The organism is Rhodococcus aerolatus (assembly GCF_054783215.1).
On the sequence record NZ_BAAGQZ010000043.1, the window covers coordinates 57,304 to 79,378 of the forward strand.

A 22,075-nucleotide genomic window follows, 5' to 3' on the forward strand; every position below is an offset into this window, starting at 1 on the left:
GATCTTGGTGGTCCCCCCGGTCAAGGGTTCGTCGAGCCCGGCAACGTGATGGTCACGTGCGGCCGTCCGCCGCGGCGCCGGGGGTCACCGCAGGACGACGCGCAGCAGCCGCTCCAGCTCCCGGGGGTCCGCCTCCGCCCCGGTGGCCAGCAGCTGGACGACCCACCCGTCCACCACGGCGACGGCGGCCCGCACCCGGTCGGGGTCGTCGCTGCTCGCCCGCAGCACGGCGGTCAGGGCGTCGACCCAGACGTGCGCCGCCCCGCGCAGTGCGGGCCGGCGCGCGGCGTGCAGGGACAGCTCGTAGCCGGCGACGACGCGCCCGCGGTCGTGGTCCAGCTCGGCGCAGAGCAGGTCGGCGAGCCAGGCGAGGTCGGTCCCGGCGGGGACGTCGGGCAGCGCGGCGGTGAGCACCCGGCCCTGGTGGGCGAGCACCGCCCCGAGCAGCGCGTCGAGGTCGGCGAAGTGGTAGCCGACCGCGGACTTGGCCACCCCCGCCTCGGCGGCCACGGCGCGGTGGCTGACCCCGGCCACGCCGTCCCGGGCCAGCACCCGCAGCGCGGCGGCCACGAGCTCGTCCCGCCGTCGCTGCCCCCGCAGCCGGCGCCCGTCGGTCACGCGGAGCCCAGCTGCAGCACGAGCGCACCGACCAGGACCAGCCCCAGCCCGGCCAGCGCGCGGCGGTCCAGCCGGTCACCGAAGCCCACGGCGCCCACCACGGCCGCCCCGACGATGCCCGCCCCCGTCCACACCCCGTACCCCACGGCCAGCGAGAGCCCGGCGGCCAGCGCGCGGGCCACCAGCACCACCGACACGCCGATGCCGACGAACGTGCCGAGCGCGGGCAACGCCCGGCGCATCCCGTCCGACGCGCGGAGCGACGCCACCCCCAGCACCTGCGCGACGACGCCGGCGGCCAGGTAGGCCCAGGCCGTCACGGCGCTGGGGCGGGGCAGTGGGTGCTCACGCGCGCCGGGTCATCACGACGGTGCCCGCCGCGAGCAGCGCCAGGCCGACCACCTGCACCGCGGTGAGGGGCTCGTCGAAGACGAGGGTGCTCAGCAGCGCGGCCGCGGCCAGGCCGCTGGCGGTCAGCGTCCCGTAGGCCACCCCGAGCCCCAGCCCGCCGCTGACGGCTCGGGCGAAGAGCGGCAGCGAGACCCCGTAGGCCACGAGGACGCCGACGGCGGGCAGGGCGTGGGTGAAGCCGGCCGAGGCCCGCAGGCACAGCGTGCCCAGCACCTCCCCGGCCACGGCCAGCGCGAGGAGCAGCCAGGGCGGGAAACTAGTGGGACGCACGTCCAGATACTAGCGGCCGCGGTTGCGCCGCCACAGGGTGGCCGAGAGCACCGTGGCGAAGGTGCACCACGCGGCGTACGGCAGCAGGGCGACGGCCGCGGGACGCGACGCGGCGTCGGCCCGCCGGGCCAGGTCGGCGCAGCTGGCGGCCAGCGCCCCGGCCACCACGGTGGCCCCGGCCAGGCGGTGGGCGCGGAAGAACACCCACGTCCACGACGCGTTCAGCGCCAGGTTGGCCGCCAGCGCGGTGGCGAAGGCCCGGGCCTCGTCGTCGCGGCCCTGCGCGCGGAGCCGGTCGAGCACCCGCGTCGCCGCGACGGCCGTGTCGGCGTACAGCGCCGTCCACACCACGGGGAACACCGCGGCGGGAGGCTGGAACGGGGGCTCGTCCAGGGAACGGAACCAGGGGCTGTCGGCGCTGCTGCCGGCGAGCCCGCCGACGGCGGCGGTGGCGAGGGTCCCGGCGGCGACGGCCGGTGCGGTGGTGGTCACGGCGTCCATGGTGCCGCGAGCGCGGGCTCGAGGGCGTGGGCCACCTCGAGCACCTCCCGGTCACCACGGGGCGGCCCGATCACCTGCAGGCCGACGGGCAGCCCCTCCGGGGTGCGACCCGCAGGCAGCGACAGCGCGGGCAGCCCGGTGGCGCTGACGAGCGTGCAGGACCGCATCCAGCCCAGGTAGTCCGGCTGGGCCACGCCGTCGACGACGGTGGGGTACTCGGTGTCGACGTCGAACGGCACGACCTGCGTCGTCGGGGCCAGCAGCACGTCGAAGCGGGTGAAGAACTCGGCCACCGCGACGTGCAGGCGGGTGTGGGCGGCCTCCGCGCGGGCCAGGTCGGCCCCGCTGAGCCGGCGGCCCGCGGCCACGTTGCCGTGGATGGTGGCCTTGACCAGCTCGGGGTGGGCGTCGACGACGGGCCCGAGCGAGGCGGCGAACAGCCACGCCCGCAGCACGGTGAACACCTCGTCGGCCTCGTCGAGGTCCGGGCACGCGGCCTCCAGCCGGCCGCCGAGGTCCGTGACCACCTCCGGCACCCCGGTCAGGGCGTCGCGCACCGCGGCGTCGACCGGGACGCGGCCACCGAGGTCCGGCGCCCACGCGACCCGCAGCCCGGCCAGGTCCTGCCGGGACGGCGGGGTGAACGAGGCCCCCGGCTCGGCCAGCGAGAGCGGGGCGCGGGGGTCCGGCCCGGCCAGCACCGAGAGCCCCAGCGCGACGTCGGCGACCGTGCGCCCCAGCGGTCCCTGCACCGAGAGCGTGGAGAAGCCCAGCGCCGCGGGGACCGTGGGCACCCGGCCCGGGCTGGGCCGCAGCCCCACCACCCCGCAGAACGCGGCCGGGTTGCGCAGCGAGCCGCCCATGTCCGAGCCCTCGGCCAGCGCCACCATGCCCGTGGCCAGCGCGGCCGCCGCCCCGCCGCTGGAGCCACCCGCGCTGCGCGACGGGTCGTGCGGGTTGCGGGTCGGCCCGAACAGCGGGTTCGTGGTGTGCGACCCGGCGGCGAACTCGGGCACGTTCGTCTTGCCCAGGCGCACCGCGCCCGCGTCGCGCATCCGGGCCACCACGAGCTCGTCGTGGGTGGGCACCAGGTCGCGGTGCACGGGGGAGCCGAAGGTGGTCCGCATCCCCGCGGTGAGGTGGGTGTCCTTGTGCGCCACGGGCAGACCGTGCAGCGGCCCGACCTGGTCCCCGCGGGCCAGGGCGGCGTCCGCGGCCGCCGCCTGCGCCCGCGCCCCGTCGACGTCGAGGGTGACCAGGGCGTTCGTCGTGGGGTTCAGCCGGTCCACCCGGGCCAGGTGCGCCTCCAGCAGCTCGCGGGCCGAGACCTCGCGGGCACGCAGCAGCGCGGCCAGGCGGGTCGCGGGCAGCAGGCACAGGTCGTCGGGTTGTCCGTCCACCCGTACAGCGTGCAACGGACGGCCCCCGGGGGGCATGATCGCCCCCACCTCGGCGACGGCCCGGGGCCCCGGGGGTGGTGGACGTGGCGACGACGACGGGCACGACGGCGCAGGAGGCGCCGCACCGGCTGCCGGTGCGGACCCTGGTCGCGGCCAGCGTGGGCAACGCGCTGGAGTGGTACGACTGGACGGTCTACGCGACGTTCCTGGTCTACTTCGCGACCCAGTTCTTCCCGTCGGGCAACCCGGCGCTGGCCCTGGTCAACGCCGCGGCCACCTACGCCCTGGCGTTCTTCTTCCGGCCCGTCGGCGGCTGGCTGCTGGGCCGCTTCGCCGACGTCCGCGGCCGCAAGGCCGCGATGCTGCTCACCCTGGGCCTGATGGCGGGCGGCTCGTTCGTCATCGGGATCCTGCCGACGTTCCAGCAGGTCTCGTGGCTGGCCCCCGTGCTGCTGCTGCTCGCGCGCATCGCGCAGGGCATGTCGCTGGGCGGCGAGGTCTCCAACGCCTCGGCCTACCTGGCCGAGATCGCCCCGCAGGGCCGCCGCGGGCGCTACTCGTCGTTCTTCTACACCTCGACCGGGCTCGCCCTGCTGGCCGCGTCGCTGCTGGGGGTGCTGCTGACGAACGTGCTCGACGGTGACCAGCTGCGCGCCTACGGCTGGCGCATCCCGTTCATCCTCGGTGGCCTGCTGGGGCTGCTGGGGCTCTGGCTGCGCCGCAGCATCGCCGAGACCGAGCAGTTCGAGGCCCGGGAGGACGACGCCAAGCAGGTGCGCCGGCCGCTGCTGACCACGCTCACCCAGCACCCCCGGGCGGTGGCCACCCTGGTCGGGATCACCCTGCTCAACACGCTGAACTACTACACCTTCTTCGCCGCCCTGACCCCGTACGCGGTGGGCACCAAGAAGATCGACGGCTCCACGGTGTTCACCGCGCTCAGCATCGGCACGGCGCTGTTCGTGCTGCTGCAGTACCCGTTCGGCTGGCTGTCCGACCGGTTCGGCCGCAAGCCGCAGCTGCTGGTGTGGGCGGGGGCGCTGACGCTGACGGTCATCCCGCTCTCCCGGCTCATCACCCCCGACGCGGGGCTGCCCCAGCTGCTGGTGGTGTTCTGCGTGGGGCTGGGTCTGTACGCGCTGATGGCCTCGATCGCGCCGGCCATCATGAGCGAGCTGTTCCCCACCGAGCTGCGCGGCGTGGGCATCGGCGCCTGGTACAACATCACCGTCGCCCTCTTCGGTGGCACGGCGCCGCTGGTCATCTCGTTCCTGGCCGGCCGCGGGCACTCCGACTGGTTCTTTTACTACGTCACCGCCGGTGCCGCGATCGGCTTCCTCACCATCCTCACGCTGCGCGAGACCGCCCACGAGCCGCTGCGGTGAGCGCCGCGCTGGACCTGCTCACCGCGCTCGTCCGCACCGACACCGTCGGGGCCCGCGAGGGCGCGGACGCGCGGCGCTGCGGCGGGCTGCTCGGCGACGCCGGGTTCGACGTCGCCCTGCCCTCGTGGGAGCCCGGCCGCGAGCAGCTGGTGGCGCGCACCGGGTCCGGCGGGTCGACCGGTGCCCCGCTCACCCTGACCGGGCACCTCGACACCGTGCCCGTCGGCGACCCGGCCGCGTGGGCGTCCGACCCGTGGTCGGCCGAGCGCGACGGGGACCGGGTGCTGGGCCGTGGCACCTCCGACATGCTCTCCGGGGTGGCCGCCCTCGTCGTCGCCGCCGCCGAGCACGCGCGGCGCCCGCACGCGTGCCGCGGGGTGCAGGTGGTGCTCACCGCGGGGGAGGAGACCGGGTGCACCGGGGCGCTGGCCCTGCGCGCGGCGGACCTCGCGACCGGCGGCCCGCTGCTGGTGGCCGAGCCGACCGCGAACCGGCTCGTCCCCGGGCACAAGGGCGTGCACTGGCTGGAGCTGACCGCCGCCGGGCGCGCCGCGCACGGCTCCGCGCCCGAGCTGGGCGACAACGCGGTGGTGCGCCTGGCCCGGGCCGCGGTGGCGCTGCACGACCACGACGGCTGGCCCCGCCACGCGACGTTCGGCGCCGTCACCGCCAACGTCGGGGTGCTCGCCGGCGGGGTGCAGCCCAACGTGGTGCCGGACGCCGCGCGGCTGCTGCTCGACACCCGCACCGTGCCCGGGCTCGACGCCGACGCCCACCGGGCCGCCGTCGGGGCGCTCGCGGGCGACGGGGTGACCGTGGCCGACCACCTGGTGCTCCCCGTGGTCGACACCGCCGCGGACGACCCGTTCGTCGCGCGGGTGCAGGACGCGATGCGGGCCACCGGGCTCGACCCGGAGCCCGCCCCGCCGGCCCGGTTCTTCACCGACGCCTCCGTGCTGGCCCCGCTGCTGGGCACCCCGGCCGCCACCGTGGTGCTCGGCCCCGGGGAGCCCGACCAGTGCCACGTGCGCGACGAGTGGTGCTCGGCGACGCGGGTGGACACCGCCGTCGAGCTCTACGCGGTGCTGCTCGACCGGTGGTGCGCCCGCTAGGGCCGACGCAGCGCATGCACGAGGCCGGCCAGCTCGGCGGTGAGCTCGCCGGCCTGGGACATCACCGCGTCGAGCCACCAGAACCCGTGCGCCGCACCGGGGTAGGTGGTGGTGCCCACGGGCACCCCCGCCTCGGCCAGGCGCGCCGCGTAGGCCAGGCCCTCGTCGCGCAGCGGGTCGAGCTCGGCGGTGACGACGTGCGTCGGGGGCTGCTCGCCCAGGTCGGCGGCCCGCAGCGGGACCGCGCGGGGGTCGGACGCGTCGCCGTCCGCGCCCAGGTAGAGGTCCCAGAACCACGCCAGCTCGGCCCGGGTCATCAGCGGGCCGGCGGCGTGCTCGGTCATCGACGGGTACGGCGAGCCCGCGGCGGGGAACAGGCACGGGTACACCAGGACCTGCCCGGTGACGACCCCGCGGCCCAGCACGACCGACGTGCCCGCGGCGAGGTTGCCCCCGGCGCTGTCCCCGACGAGGACCAGGCCCGCGTCCGCAGCCGCCCCCACCCGGCCCGGGTCGGCGGCGAGCGCGCGCACCGCGGCGACGCAGTCCAGCAGCGGGCCGGGGAAGCGGGTCTCCGGGGCGCGGCGGTACTCCAGCGACACCACCACGCACCCCGACGCCGCGGCCAGCGCCCGGCACGGCCGGTCCGCCGCTCGCACCCCGCCGAGCGCCCAGCCCCCGCCGTGCAGGTACACCACCAGCGGGGCCGGGGTCCCGGGGCTCGGGTCGTACACCCGCGCCGGCAGGAGCCCCGCGTCCCCGGGCAGCAGCACGTCGCGGACCTGCGCCACCGCGGTGGCGGGGCCCTGGGAGCGGGTGACGCCGTCGAGGATCGCCCGCGCCCGGATCACGCCCGCTCGGTCGTAGGGGGGCACACCTGCCTCGGCCATCGCGGCGACGAACGCGGTGACGTCCGGGTGGGGTGCGCTCACCTCCCCGACGCTAGGCGCCGCTGATGTTCACCATCCACCGCACCCCGAAGCGGTCGGTGCACATGCCGAAGCTGTCGCCCCAGGGCGCCTGCTGTAGCGGCTGGTCGACGGTGCCGCCCTCGGCGAGGCCGTCGAACCAGCGGCGCAGGTCGTCGGCCTCGTCCGCCCCGCCGCTCAGCGCGAGCTGCCCGTTGCGGGGGTCGTCGGCGATCATCGACTCCGGGGCGTCCGAGGCCATGAGCGTCAGCCCGGGGCCGACCTCGAGCTGGGAGTGCATGGTCTTGTCGGCGTCGGGGCCGTCCATGCCGACCTGGCCGAACGTCATCGAGGTGAGCTCGCCGCCGAGCACGCTGCGGTAGAACTCCATCACCTCCAGCGCGCCCTCGCGGAAGTTCAGGTACGGGGTCAGGTTCGCGGCCACGGGTGCTCCTGGGGGTCGGTGGGGCTGGTGCCGGGACTGACCCTGCCACCGCCCGGGACTCATCGGCCGGGGCCGGGCTCACGCCGTCTCGGCCCGGGCCCGCTCGGCGAGCAGGAACTTCCGCGGCCGCCCGCTCGGGGTCAGCGGCACCTCGTCGGCGCTGAGCAGCCGCACGTGCCGCGGCACCTTGAACTTGGCCAGCCGCGCCGCGCAGTGCGCCAGCAGCGCAGCGGGGTCGACCTCGGCACCGTCGCGGGCCACCACCCACGCCACCCCGACCTCACCCATCCGCGCGTCGGGCACCCCGACGACGTGGGCCTGCGCGACGGCGGGGTGGGCGGTGAGCACGTCCTCGACCTCCTTGGGCACCACCTGCTCCGCCCCGCAGCGGTAGCAGTCCTTGGCCCGGCCGACGAGGGTCAGGTAGTCCTCGGCGTCGAGGGTGCCCAGGTCGCCGGTGCGGAACCACCCGTCGGCGGTGAACGCGGCCGCGTCCTCCTCCGGCTTGTCGTGGTATCCGCTGGTCACCCCGGGCCCGCGCACCTGCAGCTCGCCGACCTCGCCGCGGGGCAGCTCGGCCCCGGTCTGCTGGTCGACCACCCGGTAGACGGCGAGCCGCCCGCCGAGGGACGCCTCGCCCGCCACCCCCACGTCGCGCAGCCGGCCGTTGGTGGTGCGGCGGCGCTCCGGCGGGTCGTCGGGCCGGGTCACCGTGGTCGAGGCCGTGGTCTCACTCATGCCGTACCCGGTGGTGACCTCGACGGGCCCGAGCAGCTCGTCGATCTCGTCCCAGATCCCGGCGGGGGACTGACCGCCCGAGGAGATGATGCTGCTCAGCCCGCTCACGTCGTGCTGGCCGGGCCCGTCCTCGCGGAGCACGTCGAGGACGGCGGCGGTCATGGTCGGGATGAGCAGCGCGTCATCGGCCCGGTGCTCGTCCACCGCGGCCAGGGTGGAGCGGGCGGTGAACGTCAGCTGCGGGATGATCGCCCCACCCACGAACAGCACCGCCAGCATGCCCTCGACGTAGCCGTAGACGTGGTACAGGGGCAGCGAGAACGTGACCCGGCGGCCGTCCTGGAACGCGCGGGCGTGGGCGCTGCCGTACGCGGTGCGCAGCAGCATGTCGTGGGTCAGCCGCACGCCCTTGGGGCTGCCGGTGGTGCCGGACGTGTACAGCACGTCCGCGACGTCGGACGCGCTGCCCGCCACGGGCTCCCACCCCTCGGCGGTGGCGGCGAGCGCGTCGAGGGTGAGCACCCCCGGACGCACCCCGGGCCCGCTGGGGCGCACCACCACGCGCCGCAGGGCGGGTAGCCCGTCACCGCCGGCGTGCTCGCGCTCCGCCCAGCCGGGCGCGAGCTCGTCGAGCATGCCCAGGTGGTCGTTGTCGCGGAACCGGTCCATGACCACCAGCGCGACGGCCCCGGACTGGCGCAGCACGTAGCCCAGCTCGTCGCGCCGGTTGAGGAAGTTGACCGGCACCGCCGTCGCCCCGGCCCGGGAGATGCCCAGCTTGGTGGCGACGAACTCCGGGTGGTTGGCCATAACGAGGGCGACCCGCTCGCCCGGGGCCACCCCGAGGCCGACGAGCCCACGGGCGATGCGCACCGACCAGTCGGCCACCTCGGCGTAGGTCCAGGTGCGCTCGTCGGTGACCAGGTACGGCCGGTCCGGGTGCTCCGCGGCGGCCGCGTCGAGCTGCTCGTGCAGCCCGCGGGGCACCCAGCGGGGGTGGCGCGCCTCCAGGGCGGCCTGGCGCTCGGCGACGGGGGCGAGCACGGGGCTCAGCTCCCCGACCGGGTGGCGAGGTAGGCCTCCCAGTAGGTGCGGTGGTGGGAGAACGGCTCGTCGCGGTCCTCCACCGCCGCCCGCACCCCGCGCTCGTCCTGGATCTTCTTGAAGTCGGCCATGGCGGGCCCGGCGATGGCCATGGCGTCCGCGTCGTTGGCCGCGGCGATGGCGGAGGCGATGCCCATCGCGTCCCACCACCGGTTCGTCGACTCCTTGTGCGCGTAGATCATCTCCAGCGGGACGTGGGCGACGCGCTCCGCGTAGGCCATGGCCACGGCGTCGACCTCGTCGGCGGGGACGGCCCGGTTGGCCAGGCCCAGCTCGGCGGCCTCGGTGCCGGTCATCGAGTCGCCGGTGAACAGCCACTCCTTGGTCCGCCGCATCCCCAGGTGCACCGGCCACATGCCGAACACGTGGATCTCGCCCATCGTGCGGGCCTCGGGCTGGCCGAACCGGGCGTCGTCGGCGGTGAAGACGACGTCGAGCACGCCCGCAAGGTCGAGCCCGCCGGCCACGCAGGCGCCGCGGACCACGCCGACGGTGGCCTGGCGGATGCGCCACAGCCGCATCCAGCGCTCGCGGGACTCGTGGAACTCGCGGCGGGAGAAGATCGGGGCCCGCCGGTGGGGCCGGGAGTCCTCGGGCCGCGACGGCTGCCCGCTGTCCCACAGGTAGCCCCACTCGGTGAGGTCGTAGCCGGTGCAGAAGTTCTTGCCGTTGGAGCGGACGACCAGCACGCGGGTGTCGTCGTCGGCGTCGAGGTCGTCGAGGATGAGGTCGAGCTCGTCGCGCAGGTGCCGGTTGAGCGCGTTGCCCCGCTCCGGCCGGTTGAGCGTCAGCGTCGCGATCCGGTCGGACTTCTCGTAGAGGAGGGTGTCGAGCTCCACGGGCCACCTCGCGGGGTCGTGGCCGTGACCGGCGCCACAGCCTCGTGGGATCAACGTAACTGTTGACGGCAGTGGGGGACAACCGTCTGCCAGCGTCAACATGACTGTTGACGACGGAGGTGGGCGTGGCTAGCGTCGCGCTGAGCGGGTCGAGAGGAGTGGTCGTCGTGGCAGGTGGGGACGGGTCAGGCAGCGGGGTCGACGAGGTGGTCGACGTGGTGGTGGTCGGGGCCGGGTTCGCGGGGCTGCGGGCGCTGCACACGCTGCGCGAGCAGGGCCGTCGGGTGGCCGTGCTGGAGGCCGGCGACGACATCGGCGGCGTGTGGCAGTGGAACCGCTACCCCGGCGCGCGGTGCGACGTGGAGAGCTACGACTACTCGTACTCCTTCTCCCCGGAGCTGGAGCAGGAGTGGCGCTGGAGCGAGCGCTACGCGACCCAGCCGGAGATCCTGCGCTACATCCACCACGTGGCCGACCGGTTCGACCTGCGCCGCGACGTCCACCTCGGGCAGCGGATGACCCGGGCCGAGTGGGACGACGACACCGGCCGGTGGGCCGTCACCACCGAGCGCGGGGACCTCTGGACCGCGCAGTTCGTCGTCATGGCCACCGGGCAGCTCTCCACCACCAAGACCCCCGAGCTGCCCGGGCAGGAGGACTTCACCGGGGAGGTGCTGCTCACCGCGCGGTGGCCGCGGGAGGGCCGCGACCTCAGCGGCCGCCGCGTCGGCGTCATCGGCACCGGCTCCTCGGGCATGCAGCTCATCCCCGTGGTGGCCCGGGAGTGCGCCCACCTCACCGTGTTCCAGCGCACCGCCAACTTCTCGGTGCCCGCCACGAACGGCCCCATCAGCGACGAGCGGGACGCGGAGGTCAAGGCGGGCTACGCCGACCGTCGTGAGGCCGCGCGCAACTCGCCGAGCGGGCTGGGCATGGTGCCGGGCAAGACCTCCGCGCTCGAGGTGACCGAGGACGAGCGGCTGGCCCGCTACGAGGACTACTGGGCCCGCGCCGGGTTCGGCTTCGCCCTCGTCTACCACGACATCCTGCGCGACCAGGCCGCCAACGACACCGCGGCCGACTTCATCCGCGCCAAGATCGCGGCCAAGGTGGACGACCCCGTCACCCGGGAGGCCCTGCTGCCCCGGGACTTCCCGTTCGCGGCCAAGCGGCCCTCGGTCGACAGCGGCTACTTCGAGACCTTCAACCTCGACCACGTCGACCTCGTCGACCTCCGGGAGAACCCGGTCGAGCGGGTCACCGCCACGGGCGTCCGCACCGCCGCGGGGGAGGTCGAGCTCGACGTCCTCGTCCTCGCGACCGGGTTCGACGCGCTGACCGGCTCGCTGCTGCGCCCCGAGATCGTGGGCTGCGACGGGCTGACGCTGCGGCAGGCGTGGTCCGAGGGGCCGGTGACCCAGCTGGGCCTGGGCGTGCACGGCTTCCCGAACCTGTTCGTGGTCGCCGGGCCGGGCAGCCCGTCGCTGCTGAGCAACGTGCTGCTCTCCACCGAGCAGCACGTCGACTGGATCGCCGAGCTGCTCGCCCACCTCGACGCCCACGGCCTCGACCGGGTCGAGGCCACCGCGCAGGCGCAGGCCGACTGGGTGGCCCACGTCAACGCCCGCGCGCAGGAGACCCTGTACCCGAGGGCGGCGAGCTACTACTCGGGCGACGAGATCGAGGGCAAGCCCAAGGTGTTCATGCCCTACGTGGGCGGGGTGCGCGGCTACCGCCGCATCCTCGAGCGGGTCGCCGCCGAGGGGTACTCGGGCTTCGCGCTGACCAGCACGCAGCGCCAGCCGGCCCCCGCGTGAGCCCCACGGCCGCCGTGATCGGGGGCGGCACGATGGGCGTCGGGATCGCCTACGTGCTGGCCGTCTCCGGCTCCGACACCACCGTGGTCGAGCCCGACGACGCCCGCACGGCCGCGCTGCGCCGCGAGGTGACCGAGGCCGCCGCGGGCGGGGTGCGTCGCGGCAAGCTCTCGCAGGCGGTGGCCGACGCGCTGCCCGGACGGCTGCACCACGTGCACGACGCGGCCGAGCTGGCCGAGGGCCTCGACCTCGTGGTGGAGACCGTGCCGGAGGACCGCGCCCTCAAGGCCCGCGTGCTCCGCTCCGCCGAGGCCCGCCGGCCGGTGCTGCTGGCCTCCAACACCAGCGCGCTGAGCATCGACGACCTGGCCGGGGGGCTCGAGCGGCCCGAGGCGTTCCTCGGCCTGCACTTCTTCAACCCCGTGTGGTCGATCGGCGTGGTCGAGGTGGTCCGCGGCGCGGCCACCAGCGAGGCGACGTTGGAGGGCGCGCTGGCCGCGGTGCGGGCGCTGGGCAAGGAGACGGCCGTGGTGCGCGACGCCCCCGGCTTCGCCACCAGCCGGCTCGACGTGGTCGCGGCGCTGGAGGCCGTCCGGATGGTGGAGCAGGGCGTCGGCGAGCCCGCCGAGATCGACCGGGCCGTGCAGCTGGCCTACCGCCACCCCGTCGGGCCGCTGCGGCTGTCGGACATCGTGGGCCTCGACGTGCGGCTGCACATCGCGGAGAACCTGGCCACCGCGCTCGGGCCGCAGTTCGAGCCCCCCCAGCTGCTGCGCGACAAGGTGGCCGCGGGCGAGCTGGGCCGCAAGACCGGCCGCGGCTTCTACGACTGGCCCTGAGCCCGCCCCCGCCCGCGCTACGTGGGCGAATCGCGGCGTGCGGAACTGCGACCGCGGGCGTTGACGAGACCTGGGTCACTCGGTAGCGTCAACGACAGTGTTGACGGACGGAGGGACCGGGCGTGGACGGACAACCGGTGGGACTGGGCAACGGCTCGCGGATCAGCGACTCCACGCCGGAGCGCCGTGACCTGCGCGCCAGCGTGGCCAAGCTCGTCGCCGGCTTCGGCCGCCCCTACTTCCAGGACGTCGTCCGCCGCGGGGCGAAGGCCGACGAGCTGTGGCAGGCCATGGGCGAGAACGGCTTCCTCGGTGTGCACCTGCCCGAGGAGCACGGCGGCGGCGGGGGCGGCCTGGAGGACCTGGCCGTCGTCATCGAGGAGATGGCCAGCCAGGGCTGCCCCATGTTCATGATCGTCATCAGCCCGGCCATCGCCGGCACGGTGATCGCCGCGCACGGCACGCCGGAGCAGAAGCAGCGCTACCTGCCCGGCATCGCCGACGGCACCTTCCGCATCGCCTTCGGCATCACCGAGCCCGACGCCGGGTCGAACACCCACCAGATCACCACCACCGCGCACAAGGACGGCGACGGCTGGCGGCTGCGCGGCGCCAAGTACTGGACCTCGGGCATCGACGAGTGCGACGCGGTGCTGGTGGTCGCCCGCGACGCCGACCCGGGCCCCGACGGCCGCAGCACGCTGAGCCTGTTCGTCGTGCCCACCGACTCGCCGGGGCTGAGCTGGCAGCCCATCGACTCCGCCCTGCAGCTGCCCGAGAAGCAGTTCACCGTCTTCTACGACGACGTCCGCGTGGAGCCCGACGGCCTGGTGGGCGGGGAGCGCGAGGGCCTCAAGCAGATGTTCGTCGGGCTCAACCCCGAGCGGGTCGCCGCGGCGTGCATGGCCAACGGCATCGCCCGCTACGCCCTGGCCCGCGGGGCGCAGTACGCCCGCGAGCGCACGGTGTGGCGCACGCCGATCGGCGCGCACCAGGGTGTGGCGCATCCGCTGGCCGAGGCCTACGTCCACGTCGAGCTGGCCCGGCTGATGACGATGCGGGCCGCGGCGCTGACCGACGCCGGCGAGGAGGCCGCCGAGGCCTCGAACATCGCCAAGCTCGCGGCCGGCGACGCGGCGACGAAGGCCCTCGACCAGGCCATCCAGGTCCACGGCGGCAACGGGCTGAGCAACGAGTACGGCCTGGCCGACCTCTGGTTCGTCGCGCGGATGTTCAAGACCGCGCCGGTGAGCCGGGAGATGGTCCTCAACCACGTCGCCCAGCACAGCCTGGGCCTGCCGAAGAGCTACTGAGCCCGTGGGGACGACGCCCGCCACCCTGAGCGCGATGGTGTCCGCGCTGGCCGCCGACCGCCCGGACGCCCCCGCGGTGACCCTCGACGAGCTCACCCGCAGCTTCGCCGAGCTCGACGCCCGCGGGGCCCGGGCGGCCACTGCCCTGCGCGCCGCCGGGGTGGGGGCCGGGGACCGGGTGGCCGTGCTCGACAAGAACGCCCCCACCTTCTACGACCTGGTGCTCGGCGCCTCCCGGCTGCGGGCGGTGCTGGTGGGCCTGAACTTCCGCCTCGCCGCCCCCGAGGTCGCGGAGATCCTCGACGACGCCGCGCCCCGCGTCGTGGTGGTGCACCCCGACCTGCGCCACCTCGTGCCCGTCGACGTGCGGGCCACCGTCGTCGAGCTCGGCGATCCGTACGAGCGGTGGCTGGCCGAGGCGCCCGCCGACGGCGCCGAGGACCTGGCCGAGCCCGACGACGTGGTGCTGCAGCTCTACAGCTCGGGCACCACCGGCCGGCCCAAGGGGGCGCTGCTGACCCACGCCAACCTGGCCTGGACCCCGAGGATGGGCCGGGAGCGCTACGGCATGGGCCCGGACACGGTGAACTTGGTGCCCTCCCCGCTGTTCCACATCGGCGGCATCGGCTACAGCCTGACCGCGCTGGGGCAGGGCGGGCACACGGTGCTGGTGCGCGACGTCGACCCCGCCGTGCTGCTGGCCCTCGTCGAGCGCCACCGGGTGACGCACACCTTCCTGGTGCCGGCGGTGATCCAGCTGCTGGTCGAGAGCCCGGCGCTGGCCACCACCGACACCTCCAGCCTGCGGCGCATCGCCTACGGCGCGGCCCCCATGGGCGAGACGCAGCTGCTGCGGGCCATGGCGGCCATCGGCTGCGACTTCATGGGCGTCTACGGGATGACCGAGACCGCGGGCAGCGTGGTGTCGCTGCAGCCCGAGGACCACGACCCCGGTGGGCCGCGGGCGGGGCTGCTGCGCTCGGTGGGCCGGCCGCTGCCGTGGCTCGAGCTGCGGGTGGTCGACCCGGCCACCGGCACCGACGCCCCCGTGGGCGGGGTGGGGGAGATCTGGGTCCGCTCGGCGCAGAACACCGTCGGCTACTGGGGCCGGCCCGACCTGTACGCGGACGCGGTGACCCCCGACGGCTGGCTGCGCACCGGTGACGCGGCCTACCTCGACGACGAGGGCTACGTCTTCCTGCACGACCGGATCAAGGACATGATCGTCACCGGCGGGGAGAACGTGTACCCGGCCGAGGTGGAGAACGTGGTGCACGGCCACGCCGCCGTCGCCCAGGTCGCCGTCATCGGGGTGCCGTCGCCGCGGTGGGGCGAGACCGTCAAGGCCGTGGTGGTGCCGCGGGAGGGCGCCACCCTCGACGGCGACGAGCTCATCGCCTGGACCCGGGACCGGCTGGCGCACTACAAGTGCCCCACCAGCGTCGACGTCGTCACCGAGCTGCCGCGCAACGCCTCGGGCAAGCTGCTCAAGCACGTGCTGCGCGCGCCGTACTGGGACGCGGTGCGCCGCTGATGCACCCGCTCGTCGCGCTCGCGCAGCGGTTCGCGGTGGACTGGCTGTGCCGGGCCGACCCGCTGGTGCCGCCCGAGATCATGACCCCCGGGTACACCATCCACATCGGAGCGGTCGACATGGCGGGCCTCGACGACTACGTCGCGGCCACGTCCGGCCAGCTCGCCCGCTTCCCCGGCCTCGGGATCACAGTGCACGAGCTCGTCACGGACGGGGACGGCCTGGCGCTGCGCTTCACCGAGCACGGGGGCAGCGCCGCGCACGACGGCCGGGCGGCGGCGTGGACCGGGGTCACGCTGTTCCGCTGGGACGGCGAGCGGCTGGCGGAGAACTGGACCCAGGAGGACTACGCCGGCCGGCGCCGCCAGCTCGCGGCCGGGGTCCCCGACGTCATCGGCCCGCCCGCCCCCGCGCCGTGGACCACCCAGCCCCGCCCCGCCGACGACGGCGCCGTCGACGTGGTGCGCAGCTGGCTGGCCACCGCGGCGCCCGACGCGTCGGCCGTGGTGTGGGATGACGAGGGCGCGGGGGCCGAGCGGGAGGCGGTGCTCGTGCCCGACGCCGTCGCGGTCGCGCGCGTCGTCGCGTCGGGCGACCGGGTGGCGTTCGCGGCCACCCAGACCGGGACCGCGCTGCAGACCGGCGGGCGCACCACCCTCGGCGTGGCCGGACTCGTCCGCGTCGAGGGGTCCCGGGTCGTCGCCGGGCACGTCGTCCGCGACCGCCACGGCCTGGCCCGCCGGCTGGCGGGCTGACCGGGCTACCGCAGCGGGCGGACGGGCGTGCCCTCGACCACGCGGGCCTCGATCGCCCCGAGCCGCTCCACCGCGCACCGCACCCGCTGCCCCGGCGTCAGGTACGGGTAGCGCTCGGCGCCGTGCGTCGCGGCGAGCTCGAGGATGCACCCGGTGCCCACCGTGCCCGTGCCGATGACGTCACCGGGCCGCAGCGTGGTGCCCCGGGAGGCGTAGGCCAGCAGCTGCCCCACCGACCAGTGCAGGGCGCCCAGGTCGCCGCGGCTCCACTCCGTCCCGTCGACCGACGCCGACATGGCCAGCGCAGGAGCGGTTCCCGCGCCGACGGGCGGCAGCTCGTCGGGGGTGACGAGGTACGGGCCCAGGCTGGTGGCCCCGTCCTTGCCCTTCGCCGGCCCCAGCCCCAGGCCCATCTCCCGGGCCTGCAGGTCCCGGGCCGACCAGTCGCACAGCACCGTGTAGCCGGCGACGTGCTCGGCCGCGGTGGCCGGGTCGAGGTCTGCCCCGGGTGTCCCGACGACGATTCCCACCTCGAGCTCGTAGTCGAAGGCCGCGGACCCCGGGGAGACGGGCACGTCGTCGTGGGGGCCGAGCACGGCGGCGGGGTTGGTGAAGTAGAAGACCGGCAGCTCGTACCAGTCCGGGTCCGTGGGCCGGCCCAGGCCGCGGTTGGCGGTGACGACGTGGTCCTCGAAGGCCATGAAGTCCCGGATCGACGGCGGCCGCGGCACCGGGGCGCACAGCACCGCGTCGGCCTCCGCCACCACCTCCACCGGGTCGACGAGCGCGCGGGACGCCGCGTCGGCCAGGGCGTCCGGGGCGAGCAGGGCCACCAGGTCGGGGTCGGGCAGGCCGTGCAGCGCCCCGTCGTGGACCAGGGCGACGTGCTCGGCGCCGTCGGTGGGGGAGCGGTAGGTCGCGAACCTCATGCCGGGCTCCTCACGCGATGCAGCTCAGGGGGCGGCCACCGTTGTAGGCGACCATGTCGGTCAGCGCCGCGCCGACGTCGATGGGGCACCCGCGCTCCCCGCCGGAGAGCTCGGCGTGGGCACGGTGCAGGTTGCCCACCACCCGCTCGGCGTCGGACCACTCGGCGTACGGCCCCAGGTCGGCCTGCCGGGCGGCGTCGAGCGGGGCCACCCCGGCGGCGTGGGAGTCCCGGGCCAGCGCGTCGAGCCAGTGCAGGTAGCCCAGGACCTCGGTGACGAGCCCGGGCCCGGCGACGGGGCCGTGGCCGGGCACGATCGTCTCCGCCCCGAGCGGGGTGATGACCTGCTCGAGCACCTCGATGGCCCCGGTGAGCGAGCCCATGGCCAGGAACGGGGTGCCGCCGGTGAAGAGCAGGTCGCCCGCGAACAGGGTTCGCCGCTCCGGGATCCACACGATCGAGTCGTTCGTGGTGTGGGCGGGGGTGCCGACGTGGGTGACCTCGCAACGCAGGTCGTCGGAGTACAGCGTCACCCCGTCGGTGTAGGTGAGGAACGGCGGGGTGACGTCGACCCGGCCGACGTCGAACGGCTCCCAGAAGCCGGTGGTCGGCATGACCCCGGCGGCGAGCACCCCGGCCCGGGTGCCCTCGTGGCCGACGACCGTCGCCCCGGGGAACAGCCAGTTGCCGTGGGTGTGGTCCCCGTGGTGGTGGGTGTTGACCAGGGTGCGCACGGGCTGGTCGGTCACCGAGGCGATCGTGTCCAGGTAGGCGCGGGTGCGCCGCTCGGTGGCGCAGCTGTCGATGCTCACCGCGCCGCGGGAGCCGACGAGCAGGCCGGTGTTGTTCACCCACCACGTGCCGTCGGGCTGCACGTAGGCGAACACGCCGTCGCTCACCTCCACCAGCTCCGGTGGGGGCAGGACGGGGTCGGCGGCCGTGGCGCTCATGGGAGGTGATGGCACCCCCGTCGCGCCGCGGTGTCAACCCTGCTGTTGACGGACGCCCGGCGCGGGGTCGGCGAGCATGCCGTGCAGCAGGATGTCCGCGTAGGCGGCCCCGATGGTGGCGGCGTCGACCGAGGAGGTCTCGGGGTTGAACCAGCGGTTGGTCCACCCGACCATGCCGATCACCCCGTAGGCCATCACCCACGGCTCGGCGACCGGGCGCAGCGAGCCGTCCGCGATCCCGTCCGCGATGAGCCCGGTGAGCAGCTCCTCGTAGCGTCGGTTGAGCCCGCGCATCTCCTGAGACCACTCCGCGCGGGCGTCGCTGACGTGGCTCAGGTTCTCCTGGATGAAGACGTAGAGCAGCGGGTAGTTCGTCGCGTAGCTGGCCATGAGCTCGGTGACCAGGCGGCGCAGCTTCTCCGGCACGGTGCCCGGGCCGGCGGTGACGGTCTCCGCGGTGGCCACGTTGGCCCGCACCGCGTCGGTCACCACCTCGTCGAAGAGCTCCTCCTTGGAGCCGACGTAGTAGTACAGCGTGGCCCGGTCGAGACCGGCGGCCTCGGCGATGCGGCCGATGCTGGTGCCGCGGAACCCCTCGCGCTTGAACAGGTCGGCTGCCGCGGCGGCGATCTCGGCCCGCTTGCCGACGTAGGCGCTGCGCCCCTCGCCCCGGGCGGCGGCGCGGCGCCGCCCGATGGCGCTGCCGGTGTCGCCCCCCGCGGGGTCGTCCGCGGGGTCCCTGTCCCTGGCCACGGCCCGACCCTAGGCGCGCCGGCCGGGCGGGGGCGCGAGCCGCACGCCGGGGCCACCCCCGGGCGACGCACCGTGAGCGCGTCGTCGCCTGGAGGTTCATCAATGCCCCGATCGGGTGACACCTCACGGCCCGTGACCACGGAGAGTGGCGCCTGGGCGAGAATGGGCGCATCCGCGACGACCACGCCCAGGAGAACCCGATGCCGATCCGCCAGCCCCGCCACGCCCTGCTCCGAGCGGCTCGTGGGGTCCCCGCGGCGCTGGCGCTGGGTGGCGTGCTGGCTGCCACCACGCTCGCGGGTCCCGCGTCGGCCGCGGCCGACCCGGCGGCGGCCGTCATCCGCGTGGCGTCGACCAGCGCCGCCGGCCTCGCGGCCCCCCGACTGGTCGAGGTGACCGCCCCCGCCCCGGTCGCCGCCGCCCCGCGGGCCACGCCGGCCGAGGCCGCGGCGGTCGTGGCCCGCGCCGTCACCAGCACCCCCGTGACCAGCACCGTCGCCCCGCCGCCCGTCGAGGAGGCCCACGCGTCGGGGGGCGGGCAGGCCTCGGCGCACGCGACCGGCGGCGGCAGCATCGCCCGCTCGGACGCGTTCGACGACGGCGGCGCCGCCGCGCAGGCGTCCGGGGGCGGCTGGGCCGAGGCCACCGGCTCCGGCGCGGGCAGCTCGGCGACCTCCACCGCCCGCGGCGCCGACACCACGGGCAGCCCCAGCCTGAGCCAGTCCATGGCCGACGACGGCGGCACGGCCCGCGCCACCTCGAGCGGCGGCGGCATGGCGCAGGCGCTGGGCGAGGACGGCGGCACCGCGATCAGCATCGCCGTCGGTCCCTCCAGCCTCGCCGCGGCCTCGGCCACGGGTGGCGACCTGTCGGTGGCGGTCGCCGGGCCGCACGGCCAGGCCCGCGTCGACGAGACCGGCGTGCTCGTCAGCACCGGCCCCGCCCTGGCCTGGAACCGCGGCACCGGCGCGTTCGCCGTCACCGACGGCACCCGCACGTTCTCGCTGCCCGGCCGGGGCTGAGCCGGCCGGGCGACGAGCACGACGCGTCAGTCGAAGATGTCGGGGTTGTCCTTCGAGATGCGCTGCCAGATCGGCTGGAACTGGAACCACCCGGCGAGCTCGAACCCGACCTGACCGCGGGTCTGCACCGCCTCGTCGTGGCGGATGAACCGCGGGGTGCCGGCGGCGTGCGCCATGAGCTGGCTCTGCGCGGTGCGCTCCAGGGTGAGGAACCACCAGGCGGCGCTCTCCACCGACTGCCCCACGGTGAGCATCCCGTGGTTGCGCAGGATGACGGCCTTGTGCTCGTCGAGGGCGTGGCCGATCTTCTTGCCCTCCTCGGAGTCGAGGACGACCCCGGTGTAGTCGTCGTAGACGCCGACGTCCTGGTAGAAGGCGCACGCGTCCTGGGTGAGTGGCTCGATGTCCATCTCCAGCGCAGAGAGCGTCTTGCCCGACGGGCCGTGCGCGTGCGCGGCGGCGACCACGTCGGGCCGGGCGGCGTGGACCGCACAGTGGATGGCCACGGCCGCCCCGTTCACGGCCCGGTCGCCCTCGACCACCGTGCCCTGGTGGTCGACGCGGACCAGGTCGGACTGCTTGATCAGCGAGAAGTGCATGCCGAAGGGGTTCACCCAGTAGGAGTCGGTGTGCTCCGGGTCGCGGGCGGTGATGTGCCCGGCGACACCCTCGTCGAGCCCGGCCTTGGAGAACATCCGGAACGCGGCGGCCAGGCGCACCTTGCGGTGCATCCGCTCCTCCTCCACGGTCGCGAACGTCTCCGGCTGGGGGATCCTCAGCTGCGGGGCGGCGACCAGGTCGTCGGGGTCGGCGTGGGTCTCGGTGCTCACGGTGTCCTCCTGGGCAGACGGCGGTGTCGCCCCCAGTGTGCGCCCCCACGCCCGCCGCGCGGGGCCTAGCGTGGGGCCCCGTGAGCGACGCCTGGGACCTGCTCGTGGACACCGCCGAGATCGGGCGCACCGAGCTGCGGGACGCGGCGGTGCCCGAGCCCGCCCCGGGTGAGGTGGTGCTGGCGACCAGCCGGGTGGGCCTGACGGCCAACAACGTCACCTACGCCGTGCTGGGCCGCACCCTGCGCTACTGGGAGTTCTTCCCCGCGCCGCCCGGGTGGGGCCGGGTGCCGCTGTGGGGCTTCGCCGACGTCGTCGCCTCCCGGGTCGACGGGGTGGCCGAGGGGCAGCGGGTGTACGGCTACCTGCCGACGTCGAGCCACCTCGTCGTGGCGCCCGACCGCGTCGGCGCCCACGGCTTCCGTGACGCCGCCGAGCACCGCGCCGGGCTGGCGGGCGTCTACAACGCCTACGCCGACACCGCCGCCGACTCCCTGCACGACCCCGCCACCGAGGACCTGCAGGTGCTCTACCGCCCGCTGTTCACCACCGCGTTCGCCCTCGCGGCCGACCTGGGGGACGGCGGGGCACAGGGGGCGGCGACGGTCGTGCTCAGCTCGGCGTCGTCGAAGACGGCCTACGCCACCGCGGCGCTGCTGGCCGGGGGCGCGGCGCGGCTGGTCGGGCTGACCTCGCCGGGCAACGTCGGGTTCACCCGGTCCCTGGGCTGCTACGACGAGGTGCTCACCTACGACGACGTCGCGTCGCTTCCGCTCGAGCCCACCGCCTACGTCGACGCCGCCGGCAACCAGCCGCTGCGCGAGCGGCTGCACCGCCACCTGCGCGAGCACCTCGTGCTCGACCTCGTGCTCGGGGTGACCCACCAGGACACCGGTCGCGCGGAGGTCACCGAGGGCGCGCGCCCGCGGAACTTCTTCGCCCCCGACGTGATCCGGGACCGCACCGCCGAGTGGGGCCGCGACGGCCTGGATCGCCGGCTGGCCGGGGCGTGGGCGGAGTTCCTGCCCTGGGTGCGCCCGGCGGTCGACGTCGTCACCGGTCACGGCCCGGCCGAGCTGGCGCAGGTGTGGGACGAGGTGGCCGCGGGCCGCACCGGGCCCCGCACCGGGCACGTGCTGAGCCTGTGACGCGCGTGCTGCTCGCCCCCGACTCCTTCAAGGGCTCGGCCGACGCCGCCACGGTGGCCGAGGCGCTCGCCCGCGGGATCGCCACGGCCGCACCCGGGGTGGCGGTGGTGGCGCTCCCGGTGGCCGACGGGGGCGAGGGCACGCTCGACGCGGCGCTGGCCGCCGGGTGGGAGCGCGTGCCCGCCACCGTGGCCGGGCCGACCGGCGAGCCGGTGGCCACCGCGTGGGCCCGCCACGGGGACAGCGCCGTCGTCGAGCTCGCGGCCGCGTCCGGGCTCGGCCTGCTGCCCGGGCGCGTGCCCGCCCCGCTCGCCGCCTCCAGCCACGGCACCGGGGAGCTGCTCGCCGCCGCGCTGGCCGCCGAGGTGCGCCGCGTGGTGCTGGGCGTCGGCGGCAGCGCCTGCACCGACGGCGGGGCCGGGCTGCTCGTCGCCCTCGGCGCGAGGGTGCGCGAC

23 protein-coding genes are annotated in these 22,075 nt (G+C 75.6%); 10 read left to right on the forward strand and 13 right to left on the reverse strand.

From position 1 onward, the window contains the following. Positions 1-84: 84 nt before the first annotated feature. The 5 genes from ACYVOF_RS15505 to ACYVOF_RS15525 are packed head-to-tail and all read right to left on the reverse strand — an operon-like array spanning position 85 to position 3,200. The gene (locus ACYVOF_RS15505) at positions 85-618 is read right to left on the reverse strand and encodes a TetR/AcrR family transcriptional regulator (RefSeq protein ID WP_460868000.1); all 534 of its coding nucleotides are present in this window, start codon (positions 616-618) and stop codon (positions 85-87) included. Continuing rightward, entirely contained in the window at positions 615-938 is a 324-nt protein-coding gene (locus ACYVOF_RS15510) for a DMT family transporter (protein WP_460868001.1), read from the reverse strand. Before ACYVOF_RS15510 ends, ACYVOF_RS15505 begins: the two co-directional genes overlap by 4 nt. Positions 939-963: 25 nt before the next feature. Continuing rightward, complete coding sequence (locus tag ACYVOF_RS15515) at positions 964-1,299, reverse strand: DMT family transporter (RefSeq protein WP_460868003.1); 336 nt, start codon at positions 1,297-1,299, stop codon at positions 964-966. Between the two features lie 9 nt (positions 1,300-1,308). Beyond that, positions 1,309-1,800, reverse strand: coding sequence for a TspO/MBR family protein (locus tag ACYVOF_RS15520; protein ID WP_460868005.1), 492 nt, complete (start codon positions 1,798-1,800; stop codon positions 1,309-1,311). Further along, positions 1,788-3,200, reverse strand: coding sequence for an amidase (locus ACYVOF_RS15525; RefSeq protein WP_460868007.1), 1,413 nt, complete (start codon positions 3,198-3,200; stop codon positions 1,788-1,790). The genes ACYVOF_RS15520 and ACYVOF_RS15525 overlap by 13 nt, the downstream gene beginning before the upstream one ends. An 83-nt stretch (positions 3,201-3,283) precedes the next feature. Here ACYVOF_RS15525 and ACYVOF_RS15530 point away from each other — a divergent pair, with 83 nt between their 5' ends. Both ACYVOF_RS15530 and ACYVOF_RS15535 read left to right on the forward strand, forming a co-directional pair. Continuing rightward, a complete protein-coding gene (locus ACYVOF_RS15530) occupies positions 3,284-4,585 on the forward strand; it encodes an MFS transporter (protein WP_460868008.1) in 1,302 nt (433 codons plus the stop codon). Then, positions 4,582-5,697 (forward strand): M20 family metallopeptidase, encoded by a 1,116-nt coding sequence (locus tag ACYVOF_RS15535; RefSeq protein WP_460868010.1) that lies wholly within the window; start codon positions 4,582-4,584, stop codon positions 5,695-5,697. The genes ACYVOF_RS15530 and ACYVOF_RS15535 overlap by 4 nt, the downstream gene beginning before the upstream one ends. On the opposite strand, the gene ACYVOF_RS15540 is transcribed toward ACYVOF_RS15535, so the two are convergent. The 4 genes from ACYVOF_RS15540 to ACYVOF_RS15555 all read right to left on the reverse strand — a co-directional run bounded on the left by ACYVOF_RS15540 (position 5,694) and on the right by ACYVOF_RS15555 (position 9,731). Then, positions 5,694-6,629: an alpha/beta hydrolase gene (locus ACYVOF_RS15540; protein ID WP_460868012.1), complete on the reverse strand. Its 936-nt coding sequence runs from the start codon at positions 6,627-6,629 to the stop codon at positions 5,694-5,696. The two genes, ACYVOF_RS15535 and ACYVOF_RS15540, sit on opposite strands and share 4 nt — an antisense overlap. Positions 6,630-6,639: 10 nt before the next feature. Next, positions 6,640-7,050 (reverse strand): VOC family protein, encoded by a 411-nt coding sequence (locus tag ACYVOF_RS15545; RefSeq protein WP_460868014.1) that lies wholly within the window; start codon positions 7,048-7,050, stop codon positions 6,640-6,642. A 78-nt stretch (positions 7,051-7,128) separates the two neighbouring features. Next, complete coding sequence (locus ACYVOF_RS15550; protein ID WP_460868016.1) at positions 7,129-8,832, reverse strand: class I adenylate-forming enzyme family protein; 1,704 nt, start codon at positions 8,830-8,832, stop codon at positions 7,129-7,131. Positions 8,833-8,837: 5 nt separating this feature from the next. Continuing rightward, on the reverse strand, positions 8,838-9,731 hold the full coding sequence (locus ACYVOF_RS15555; protein ID WP_460868018.1) for an enoyl-CoA hydratase-related protein: 894 nt from the start codon (positions 9,729-9,731) through the stop codon (positions 8,838-8,840). A gap of 167 nt (positions 9,732-9,898) precedes the next feature. Between ACYVOF_RS15555 and ACYVOF_RS15560 the strand changes: the two genes are divergently transcribed. The 5 genes from ACYVOF_RS15560 (at position 9,899) to ACYVOF_RS15580 (ending at position 15,989) form a co-directional block, all read left to right on the forward strand. Then, positions 9,899-11,548: a flavin-containing monooxygenase gene (locus ACYVOF_RS15560; RefSeq protein ID WP_460868020.1), complete on the forward strand. Its 1,650-nt coding sequence runs from the start codon at positions 9,899-9,901 to the stop codon at positions 11,546-11,548. Further along, on the forward strand, positions 11,545-12,387 hold the full coding sequence (locus ACYVOF_RS15565; RefSeq protein ID WP_460868021.1) for a 3-hydroxyacyl-CoA dehydrogenase family protein: 843 nt from the start codon (positions 11,545-11,547) through the stop codon (positions 12,385-12,387). Before ACYVOF_RS15560 ends, ACYVOF_RS15565 begins: the two co-directional genes overlap by 4 nt. Positions 12,388-12,509: 122 nt before the next feature. Further along, positions 12,510-13,700: an acyl-CoA dehydrogenase family protein gene (locus ACYVOF_RS15570; protein ID WP_460868023.1), complete on the forward strand. Its 1,191-nt coding sequence runs from the start codon at positions 12,510-12,512 to the stop codon at positions 13,698-13,700. Positions 13,701-13,704: 4 nt separating this feature from the next. Further along, positions 13,705-15,234 carry a long-chain-fatty-acid--CoA ligase gene (locus tag ACYVOF_RS15575; RefSeq protein ID WP_460868025.1) on the forward strand — a complete coding sequence of 510 codons (1,530 nt, stop codon included), beginning with the start codon at positions 13,705-13,707 and terminating at the stop codon, positions 15,232-15,234. Then, positions 15,234-15,989, forward strand: a complete 756-nt coding sequence (locus ACYVOF_RS15580; RefSeq protein WP_460868027.1) for an ester cyclase — start codon at positions 15,234-15,236, stop codon at positions 15,987-15,989. The genes ACYVOF_RS15575 and ACYVOF_RS15580 overlap by 1 nt, the downstream gene beginning before the upstream one ends. 5 nt (positions 15,990-15,994) lie before the next feature. On the opposite strand, the gene ACYVOF_RS15585 is transcribed toward ACYVOF_RS15580, so the two are convergent. The 3 genes from ACYVOF_RS15585 to ACYVOF_RS15595 are packed head-to-tail and all read right to left on the reverse strand — an operon-like array spanning position 15,995 to position 18,620. Next, positions 15,995-16,918, reverse strand: coding sequence for a fumarylacetoacetate hydrolase family protein (locus ACYVOF_RS15585; RefSeq protein WP_460868029.1), 924 nt, complete (start codon positions 16,916-16,918; stop codon positions 15,995-15,997). A 10-nt stretch (positions 16,919-16,928) separates the two neighbouring features. Continuing rightward, the gene (locus ACYVOF_RS15590) at positions 16,929-17,867 is read right to left on the reverse strand and encodes an MBL fold metallo-hydrolase (RefSeq protein WP_460868031.1); all 939 of its coding nucleotides are present in this window, start codon (positions 17,865-17,867) and stop codon (positions 16,929-16,931) included. A 33-nt stretch (positions 17,868-17,900) separates the two neighbouring features. Beyond that, the gene (locus ACYVOF_RS15595) at positions 17,901-18,620 is read right to left on the reverse strand and encodes a TetR/AcrR family transcriptional regulator (protein ID WP_460868033.1); all 720 of its coding nucleotides are present in this window, start codon (positions 18,618-18,620) and stop codon (positions 17,901-17,903) included. Between the two features lie 200 nt (positions 18,621-18,820). Between ACYVOF_RS15595 and ACYVOF_RS15600 the strand changes: the two genes are divergently transcribed. After that, positions 18,821-19,642 (forward strand): DUF6764 family protein, encoded by an 822-nt coding sequence (locus ACYVOF_RS15600; protein ID WP_460868034.1) that lies wholly within the window; start codon positions 18,821-18,823, stop codon positions 19,640-19,642. 26 nt (positions 19,643-19,668) lie between these two features. On the opposite strand, the gene ACYVOF_RS15605 is transcribed toward ACYVOF_RS15600, so the two are convergent. Next, entirely contained in the window at positions 19,669-20,472 is an 804-nt protein-coding gene (locus ACYVOF_RS15605) for a class II aldolase/adducin family protein (RefSeq protein WP_460868035.1), read from the reverse strand. An 80-nt stretch (positions 20,473-20,552) separates the two neighbouring features. Between ACYVOF_RS15605 and ACYVOF_RS15610 the strand changes: the two genes are divergently transcribed. Together ACYVOF_RS15610 and ACYVOF_RS15615 are read left to right on the forward strand one after the other, a co-directional pair. Continuing rightward, positions 20,553-21,620, forward strand: coding sequence for a DUF2855 family protein (locus tag ACYVOF_RS15610; RefSeq protein WP_460868038.1), 1,068 nt, complete (start codon positions 20,553-20,555; stop codon positions 21,618-21,620). Beyond that, positions 21,617-22,075: glycerate kinase (locus tag ACYVOF_RS15615; RefSeq protein WP_460868040.1), on the forward strand; the 459-nt coding region annotated here is incomplete at its 3' end. The genes ACYVOF_RS15610 and ACYVOF_RS15615, both read left to right, overlap by 4 nt.

Coding starts and splice junctions, on each gene's coding strand:
- ACYVOF_RS15520 (WP_460868005.1), bottom strand. CDS start 1,800: ATGGACGCCGTGACCACCACCGCACCGGCCGTCGCCGCCGGGACCCTC.
- ACYVOF_RS15580 (WP_460868027.1), top strand. CDS start 15,234: ATGCACCCGCTCGTCGCGCTCGCGCAGCGGTTCGCGGTGGACTGGCTG.
- ACYVOF_RS15585 (WP_460868029.1), bottom strand. CDS start 16,918: ATGAGGTTCGCGACCTACCGCTCCCCCACCGACGGCGCCGAGCACGTC.
- ACYVOF_RS15590 (WP_460868031.1), bottom strand. CDS start 17,867: ATGAGCGCCACGGCCGCCGACCCCGTCCTGCCCCCACCGGAGCTGGTG.
- ACYVOF_RS15600 (WP_460868034.1), top strand. CDS start 18,821: ATGCCGATCCGCCAGCCCCGCCACGCCCTGCTCCGAGCGGCTCGTGGG.